This window comes from Enterobacter sp. C3_dUdeg (genome assembly GCF_057536195.1).
On the sequence record NZ_BAAKFX010000014.1, the window covers coordinates 93,318 to 101,444 of the forward strand.

At 54.5% G+C, this 8,127-nt stretch carries 7 protein-coding genes and 1 riboswitch; of the genes, 5 read left to right on the forward strand and 2 right to left on the reverse strand.

Annotated features, from left to right (window positions below; all coding sequences use genetic code 11):
• The first annotated feature begins 170 nt into the window (after positions 1 to 170).
• Complete coding sequence (gene oxyR, locus AC27FC_RS21025; protein WP_023309664.1) at positions 171 to 1,088, forward strand: DNA-binding transcriptional regulator OxyR; 918 nt, start codon at positions 171 to 173, stop codon at positions 1,086 to 1,088.
• Here oxyR and sthA read toward each other — a convergent pair.
• Entirely contained in the window at positions 1,071 to 2,471 is a 1,401-nt protein-coding gene (gene sthA, locus AC27FC_RS21030; RefSeq protein ID WP_008501785.1) for a Si-specific NAD(P)(+) transhydrogenase, read from the reverse strand. The two genes, oxyR and sthA, sit on opposite strands and share 18 nt — an antisense overlap.
• A gap of 196 nt (positions 2,472 to 2,667) precedes the next feature.
• Between sthA and fabR the strand changes: the two genes are divergently transcribed.
• Together fabR and AC27FC_RS21040 are read left to right on the forward strand one after the other, a co-directional pair.
• Positions 2,668 to 3,306 carry an HTH-type transcriptional repressor FabR gene (gene fabR, locus AC27FC_RS21035; protein WP_008501784.1) on the forward strand — a complete coding sequence of 213 codons (639 nt, stop codon included), beginning with the start codon at positions 2,668 to 2,670 and terminating at the stop codon, positions 3,304 to 3,306.
• A 9-nt stretch (positions 3,307 to 3,315) separates the two neighbouring features.
• Positions 3,316 to 3,675: a YijD family membrane protein gene (locus AC27FC_RS21040; RefSeq protein ID WP_008501783.1), complete on the forward strand. Its 360-nt coding sequence runs from the start codon at positions 3,316 to 3,318 to the stop codon at positions 3,673 to 3,675.
• Positions 3,676 to 3,755: 80 nt separating this feature from the next.
• On the opposite strand, the gene trmA is transcribed toward AC27FC_RS21040, so the two are convergent.
• A complete protein-coding gene (gene trmA, locus AC27FC_RS21045; RefSeq protein WP_094935297.1) occupies positions 3,756 to 4,856 on the reverse strand; it encodes a tRNA (uridine(54)-C5)-methyltransferase TrmA in 1,101 nt (366 codons plus the stop codon).
• 104 nt (positions 4,857 to 4,960) lie between these two features.
• Positions 4,961 to 5,136: riboswitch (cobalamin riboswitch) on the forward strand.
• Between the two features lie 66 nt (positions 5,137 to 5,202).
• Between trmA and btuB the strand changes: the two genes are divergently transcribed.
• Together btuB and murI are read left to right on the forward strand one after the other, a co-directional pair.
• The gene (gene btuB, locus AC27FC_RS21050; protein ID WP_094935298.1) at positions 5,203 to 7,050 is read left to right on the forward strand and encodes a TonB-dependent vitamin B12 receptor BtuB; all 1,848 of its coding nucleotides are present in this window, start codon (positions 5,203 to 5,205) and stop codon (positions 7,048 to 7,050) included.
• Positions 6,995 to 7,846 (forward strand): glutamate racemase, encoded by an 852-nt coding sequence (gene murI, locus AC27FC_RS21055; protein ID WP_023309660.1) that lies wholly within the window; start codon positions 6,995 to 6,997, stop codon positions 7,844 to 7,846. Before btuB ends, murI begins: the two co-directional genes overlap by 56 nt.
• The last annotated feature ends 281 nt before the right edge of the window (positions 7,847 to 8,127 follow it).

An 8,127-nucleotide genomic window follows, 5' to 3' on the forward strand; every position in this document is an offset into this window, starting at 1 on the left:
TAGTTGTTCGAGTTTTGAGAGAAACTCGCTGACGGTGCGGGGACGTCAAGGGTCAAACACGTGCCGCCTCGTCTATGTGGTGTATTATTCAACAGAATGCTTGATAGGGATAATCGTTCGTTGCTATGCTATCTATCGCCATGAACTATCGTGGCGACGGAGGATGAATAATGAATATTCGTGATCTTGAATACCTGGTAGCGTTAGCCGAGCATCGTCACTTTCGCCGCGCGGCAGATTCCTGCCACGTCAGCCAGCCCACGCTGAGCGGTCAGATCCGCAAGCTGGAAGACGAGCTGGGCGTGATGCTGCTGGAGCGCACCAGTCGTAAGGTTCTGTTCACACAGGCAGGTCTTCTGCTGGTGGATCAGGCGCGCACCGTGCTGCGCGAGGTCAAAGTGCTCAAGGAAATGGCAAGCCAGCAGGGGGAGGCGATGTCCGGCCCGCTGCATATCGGCCTGATCCCAACCGTTGGCCCGTACCTGTTGCCGCACATCATTCCGATGCTGCACCAGACGTTCCCGAAACTCGAAATGTACCTGCATGAAGCGCAAACCCATCAGCTGCTGGCGCAGTTAGACAGCGGCAAGCTCGACTGCGCCATTCTGGCGCTGGTGAAAGAGAGTGAAGCCTTTATTGAAGTGCCGCTGTTCGATGAGCCGATGATGCTGGCGATCTATGAAGATCACCCGTGGGCGAACCGCGATCGCGTACCGATGGCCGATCTGGCCGGTGAAAAGCTGCTGATGCTGGAAGATGGCCACTGCCTGCGCGATCAGGCGATGGGCTTTTGCTTCGAAGCGGGTGCGGATGAGGATACCCATTTCCGCGCAACCAGCCTGGAAACGCTGCGTAATATGGTCGCGGCGGGAAGCGGTATTACGCTGCTGCCTGCGCTGGCCGTGCCGCGCGAGCGTAAGCGTGATGGCGTGGTTTATCTGCCGTGCATTAAGCCGGAGCCGCGTCGCACTATCGGCCTGGTGTATCGTCCGGGTTCACCGCTGCGCAGCCGCTATGAGCAGCTGGCAGAGGCCATCCGTGGTTCGATGGATGGCCATTTTGACAGCGCGTTAAAACAGGCGGTTTAAGCCGTTCAGCGCGGCTACCCGATAGGCTTCCGCCATGGTCGGGTAGTTAAAGGTGGTGTTAACGAAGTACTCAATGGTGTTACCACCGCCTTTCTGCTCCATTATCGCCTGGCCGATATGAATGATTTCCGCCGCGCGTTCACCAAAGCAGTGAATGCCGAGGATCTCTTTCGTTTCGCGATGGAACAGGATCTTCAGCGTTCCCACGCTCATCCCCACGATTTGCGCCCGCGCCAGATGTTTAAACTGGGCACGTCCCACCTCGTAAGGCACCTTCATTGACGTCAGCTGCTGCTCGGTTTTCCCGACTGAACTGATTTCCGGGATGGTATAGATCCCCGTCGGAATATCTTCGATCAGGTGCGCCGTCGCTTCGCCTTTTACCAGCGCCTGTGCGGCGATGCGTCCCTGGTCGTAAGCGGCTGAGGCCAGGCTTGGGTAGCCAATCACGTCGCCGACCGCGTAAACGTGCGGCAGGGCGGTCTGATACATGCTGTTGACCTTCAGCTGACCGCGGCTGTCGGTTTCAAGCCCGATATTTTCCAGCTGCAGTGAATCGGTGTTGCCGGTACGACCGTTGGCGTACAGCAGACAGTCTGCTTTCAGCTTCTTACCGGACTTCAGGTGCATGATCACCCCGTCGTCGCAGCCTTCGATCTTCTCGTACTCTTCGTTGTGGCGAATCACCACGCCGCTGTTCCAGAAGTGGTAGGAGAGAGAGTCCGACATCTCCTGATCCAGGAACGCCAGCAGGCGGTCACGAGTGTTGATCAGGTCAACTTTGACGTCCATTCCGCGGAAGATCGACGCATATTCGCAACCAATGACCCCTGCGCCATAGATAATGACGTGGCGAGGCTCATGGTGCAGGCTCAGAATCGAGTCGCTGTCGTAAACGCGCGGATGCGAGAAGTCCACGTCGGCCGGATGGTAAGGGCGTGAGCCGCAGGCGATCACAAATTTTTCAGCCGTGATGGTTTCAACCGAACCGTCGTGGCATTCGAGTGCCAGGGTGTGTTCATCCACAAAATGCGCGTTGCCCTGCAAAATTTCACAGTGATTACGCTCATAAAATCCCTGACGCATGCGTGTCTGCTGGTTAATAACGGTATCCGCGTGATTCAGGATGTCAGCAAAGGATGAACGAAGAAGTCGGGAGTGGTCGCTGTAAAGAGGGTTCTGGTTAAATTCGATAATGCGGCTAACGGCGTGGCGGAGGGCTTTCGAAGGGATGGTGCCCCAGTGGGTGCAACCGCCGCCGACATTATGGTAGCGCTCGATGACCGCTACTCTGGCTCCCTGTTTCACCAGACCCATAGCAGCACCTTCGCCGCCGGGGCCGGAACCAATAACTATTGCGTCGTAATCGTAGGAATGTGGCATGGTAAGGCTTACCTGTTCTTATACATAAAAGCAACAGAATCATAACATCATTGCCAGAGTAACCCAATTATCGTTGTGCTTTTTTCGGGCAGTGGAGCACAAACCGCACGTAAACAATCATTCACAAAGCCAGGCAAACAGATTAATTTTATTCTCTGGTATAGTGCCATCAGGCCTTTGGAAGGATTCAACTATCGTGATGGGCGTAAGAGCACAACAAAAAGAGAAAACCCGGCGTTCGCTGGTGGAAGCCGCATTCAGTCAACTGAGTGCTGAGCGGAGTTTTGCCAGTTTGAGCCTGCGCGAAGTCGCACGCGAGGCCGGGATTGCGCCAACGTCCTTCTATCGTCATTTCCGTGATGTGGATGAACTGGGCCTGACCATGGTCGACGAGAGCGGTCTGATGCTGCGCCAGCTGATGCGCCAGGCGCGTCAGCGTATCGCCAAAGGGGGTAGCGTGATCCGCACCTCCGTATCGACCTTTATGGAATTTATCGGCAATAACCCCAACGCGTTTCGTCTGCTTCTGCGCGAGCGTTCGGGCACATCGGCGGCGTTTCGTGCCGCCGTCGCGCGTGAAATTCAGCACTTCATCGCGGAACTTGCCGACTATCTTGAACTCGAAAACCATATGCCGCGTGCGTTTACTGAAGCACAGGCCGAGGCAATGGTGACGATTGTTTTCAGCGCGGGTGCCGAAGCGCTGGATGTCAGCATTGAACAACGCAAGCAGCTCGAAGAGCGACTGGTATTGCAGCTCAGGATGATCTCCAAAGGCGCGTACTACTGGTATCGCCGTGAACAAGAGAAACTGGCACATCAAACCGAAGAGTGAAGGTGAGTAATGAAACAGTCAGGTCAGGATAAAGGGACGCTGTTGCTGGCATTGATCGCTGGCTTATCCATTAATGGTACGTTTGCCGCTATTTTTAGCTCAATTGTTCCATTTTCGATTTTCCCGCTTATTGCGCTGGTGCTGACGGTTTACTGCCTGCATCAACGTTACCTGAACCGCACCATGCCGGTGGGGTTACCGGGGCTGGCCGCTGCCTGCTTTATTCTGGGCGTATTGCTGTATAGCACGGTGGTTCGCGCGGAGTATCCGGATATCGGCTCTAACTTCTTCCCTGCGGTACTGTCTGTGGCGCTGGTGTTCTGGATTGGCTCGCGCATGCGTAGCCGTAAGAGCCAGTTACCGGAGTAATGAATTTATTTGTAGGGCAGGTAAGCGAAGCGCCACCTGCCAAAAACGCCGGATGGCGCTACGCTTATCCGGCCTACAGATCACCGTGCGGTAAGTAAAACGCCGCACTCCATATGGTGCGTATACGGGAACTGATCGAACAGCGCCAGACGTTCAACCTTGTGCGTCTGGCCTAATGTTTCGAGGTTCTTGCACAGCGTCTCCGGGTTACAGGAGATGTACAAAATACGCGGGTACGCCTGCACCATCTTCTCGGTTTCGCTGTCCAGTCCACTGCGCGGCGGGTCGACAAAAATCGTCTCACACTGGTAGCTTTTCAAATCGATCCCTTCCAGGCGGTTAAACTGGCGTACGCCGTTCATGGCCTGCGTGAACTCTTCCGCGGCCATACGAACGATCTGCACGTTATCGATATGGTTAGCGGCGATGTTGTACTGCGCGGCAGCCACCGACGGCTTGGCGATTTCCGTTGCCAGAACGCGATCGAAATTACGCGCCAGCGCCAGCGAGAAGTTGCCGTTACCGCAGTAGAGCTCAAGCAGATCGCCCGTTGACCCTTCCGTCGCCTTCAGCGCCCACTCCAGCATCTGCACGTTCATCGCAGCGTTTGGCTGGGTAAAGCTGTTCTCGACCTGACGATACACCATCTCTTTACCTGCCACCGGCAGGCGCTCGTCGATGTAGTCCTGATCCAGCATGATTTTGGTTTTTGTCGCGCGGCCAATCAGGTGAACGTTGATGTTCTGCGCGCGCAGCGCATCGCGCAGCGCTTCTGCCTGCTCGCGCCACTCGTCATTGAGCGCTTTGTGGTACAGCAGGGAGACAATCGCCTGATTGCTTTGCGTGGTCAGGTAGTCAATCTGGAACAGCTTGTTACGCAGTACCGGATTGTTGCGCACGCCGTCCATTATCAGCGTCATCAACTGGTTAATGAGCTCGCTCGCCGCCGGAAAGCTGTCCACGCGAATACGGGACTTCGTCTGCTGATCGAAAATGATGTGGTACAGGTCGTCGCCGTCGTGCCAGATGCGGAACTCGGCGCGCATGCGGTAGTGGCTGACGGGAGAGCGGAACACCTCGGGAACGAGCGCGTTGAAAGGCGTCATCATACTTTGCAGGCGGACGACTTTCTCTGCCAGCTGCGCGTCGTACTGTTCTGTCGGGAGGTGTTCTGGGGTCATGATGCGTCCTGAATGATAAAGAATTACGCGGGGATTGTAGGCATTGTTCAGGGGATGTCCAGATTTAATGGGCAATAGCTGTCTGGACATCCATACGTGTCTAATTGTAGCATTCTGTTTCCGGTCTCCTGAGAGTGAAAAGGGAATCCAGTGTAAATCTGGAGCTGACGCGCAGCGGTAAAGTCTGGCGGGATGAGTGTTGTAGACACTGTGAAAATGGGAAGTCTTCATCCTTATATAGCCACCTAGCCCGAAGACCTGCCGGGATCACGTCGCATTTGGTTTCATCATCGCGTGCTATCGATGAGGCCTGCGGCATCCTTCTTATATTGTGGATGCTTTAACAATGATTAAAAAAGTATCGCTGTTGACGGCGTTGTCCGTCACGGCATTTTCGGGCTGGGCGCAGGATAGCGCCGACTCGTTGGTGGTGACGGCAAATCGTTTTGAACAACCTGAAAAAACTATTCTGGCTGCAACCTCCGTTGTTACGCGTGCCGATATTGACCGTTGGCAATCAACCTCAGTCCTTGATGTTATGCGTCGCCTGCCCGGCGTGGATACGGCGCAAAATGGCGGGATGGGGCAACTCTCTTCTCTCTTTATACGTGGCACCAACTCCAGCCATGTCCTGATCCTTGTTGATGGGATCCGCCTTAACCAGGCGGGCGTTACGGGGTCGTCCGATCTCAGCCAGTTCCCGATCTCCCTGGTGCAGCGTATCGAATATGTTCGTGGACCGCGTTCGGCGGTATACGGCTCGGACGCGATTGGCGGAGTCGTAAACATTATTACCACTCGCGCGAAGGACGGTACCACGCTGAATGCAGGTGTAGGGTCGCATGGTTACCAGAATTATGGCGGCAGTACTCAGCAAACATTGGGCGACAGCACGCGCGTCACGCTTGCGGGTGATTACACCTATACCAAAGGGTTTGATGTGGTTGCGGACGGCAACAATGGTGGCCTTGCCCAGACCGATCGCGACGGCTTTATGAATAAAACGCTCTATGGTGCAGTGGATCACGCATTCTCGGAGCAGTGGAGCGGATTTGTTCGCGGCTTTGGCTATAGCAACCGTACTGCCTACGACGGTTACTACAGTTCATTTACCCCTGACGTACTGGTCGATACCCGCCAGCTCTATAGTCAGACCTGGGATGCAGGATTGCGCTTCAACGATGACATCTTCCATTCACAGCTGCTCACCAGCTATAGTCACAGCAAGGACTATAACTACGACCCAAATTTGGGCCGCTACGATTCGACAGCCACACTGGATGAAATCAAGCAGTACAACGTCCAGTGGCTGAACTCCGTTGATGTTGGCCATGGAAACATTGGCGCGGGCGTTGACTGGCAGAAGCAGAGCACCGAGCCGGGTACAAACTACGTGACCAACGGCTACGACCTGCGTAACACCGGCGTTTACCTGACCGGGTTGCAGCAGTTTGGTGACTTCACTCTGGAAGGAGCGGTTCGCAGCGATGACAACTCTCAGTTCGGTCGCCATGGCACCTGGCAAAGTAGTGCGGCCTGGGAGTTCGTGGAGGGTTACCGCTTCGTTGCTTCTTATGGTACGGCCTATAAAGCACCGAATCTGGGTCAACTCTATGGTTTCTATGGCAATGACCATCTTGATCCCGAAGAGAGCAAGCAGTGGGAAGGTGCGTTTGAAGGCCTGACGGCCGGCGTGAGCTGGCGCGTCTCCGGCTACCGTAATGACGTCAATAATCTCATCGACTTCGATAATAACCTTCAGCAATATTACAACGTCGGTAAAGCGCGCATTAAAGGTGTGGAAGCGACAGCATCGTTTGATACGGGTCCGTTGACGCATACTGTTGGCTACGATTATGTGGATGCCCGCAATGCCGCAACCAACGAACTTCTGGACCGTCGTGCTAAACAGCAGGTGAAATATCAGCTCGACACGCAGATCTATGATTTCGACTGGAGCCTGACTTATCACTATCTCGGTACGCGTTACGACACTGACTTTGGTGCTTATCCGTCTGAGAAAGTAAAAATGGGCGGTGTCAGCCTGTGGGATGTCGCAGTTTCGTATCCTGTCACCTCACATCTCACAGTTCGTGGTAAAATAGCCAACCTGTTCGATAAAGATTACGAGACAGTTTATGGCTACCAAACTGCAGGACGGGAATACACCTTGTCTGGCAGCTACACCTTCTAATCCGCGTCCCACCGTGCTGGTGTTTGATTCCGGCGTCGGTGGGCTTTCGGTCTATGATGAGATTCGGCATCTCCTGCCGGATCTCCATTACATCTACGCCTTCGATAACGTCGCTTTCCCGTATGGGGAAAAGAGCGAAGATTTTATTGTTGAGCGTGTGGTTGAAATCGTCACCGCGGTACAAAAGCGCTATCCCCTTGCGCTGGCCGTCATCGCCTGTAATACGGCGAGCACCGTTTCTCTTCCCGCCCTGCGTGAAAAATTCCAGTTCCCGGTTGTGGGCGTCGTTCCTGCAATAAAGCCAGCCGCGCGCCTGACGGCGAACGGCATTGTGGGTCTGCTGGCAACGCGAGGCACGGTAAAGCGTCCTTATACCCGCGAACTGATCGACCGTTTTGCCAACGAATGCCAGATTGCGATGCTGGGTTCGGCTGAGCTGGTGGAGATGGCTGAAGCGAAGCTGCATGGAAAGGCGGTATCACTCGACGAGCTGCGTCGTATTCTTCGTCCGTGGCTGCGGATGCCAGAGCCTCCGGATACCGTTGTGCTGGGCTGTACTCACTTCCCGCTATTACAGGAAGAGCTATTAGAGGTATTGCCGGAGGGGACGCGCCTGGTGGATTCCGGTGCGGCTATCGCCCGTCGTACGGCCTGGCTGCTGGAGCATGAAGCGCCGGATGCGAAATCTACCGATGCGAATATCGCGTTTTGTATGGCCATCACGAAAGAGACTGAGCAACTTTTACCCGTTTTACGCCGTTATGGCTTTGAAACGCTCGAAAAACTGGCGCTGTAGCACGGTTTTGAGCAAAAAAGAGACGGTTGAAAGTTTTTTTTAAAAGAGGGGTTGTCAACGTCTGAGAACTCCCTATAATGCGCCTCCACTGACACGGAACAACGGCTTACAGGCCGCCGGGTTAGCGGGGTTCAGAGATGAACGCCGGCAGAGAAAAGCAAAAATAATCGCTTGACTCTGAATGAGGAAAACGTAATATACGGGACCTCGCAACGGTGAGCGAAAGCCGCGTTGCACTGCTCTTTAACAATTTATCAGACAATCTGTGTGGGCACTCAAAG

Excerpts from the sequence above, each read along its gene's own strand:
- oxyR (WP_023309664.1), top strand. The coding sequence starts at position 171 with ATGAATATTCGTGATCTTGAATACCTGGTAGCGTTAGCCGAGCATCGT.
- sthA (WP_008501785.1), bottom strand. The coding sequence starts at position 2,471 with ATGCCACATTCCTACGATTACGACGCAATAGTTATTGGTTCCGGCCCC.
- AC27FC_RS21040 (WP_008501783.1), top strand. The coding sequence starts at position 3,316 with ATGAAACAGTCAGGTCAGGATAAAGGGACGCTGTTGCTGGCATTGATC.
- trmA (WP_094935297.1), bottom strand. The coding sequence starts at position 4,856 with ATGACCCCAGAACACCTCCCGACAGAACAGTACGACGCGCAGCTGGCA.
- btuB (WP_094935298.1), top strand. The coding sequence starts at position 5,203 with ATGATTAAAAAAGTATCGCTGTTGACGGCGTTGTCCGTCACGGCATTT.
- murI (WP_023309660.1), top strand. The coding sequence starts at position 6,995 with ATGGCTACCAAACTGCAGGACGGGAATACACCTTGTCTGGCAGCTACA.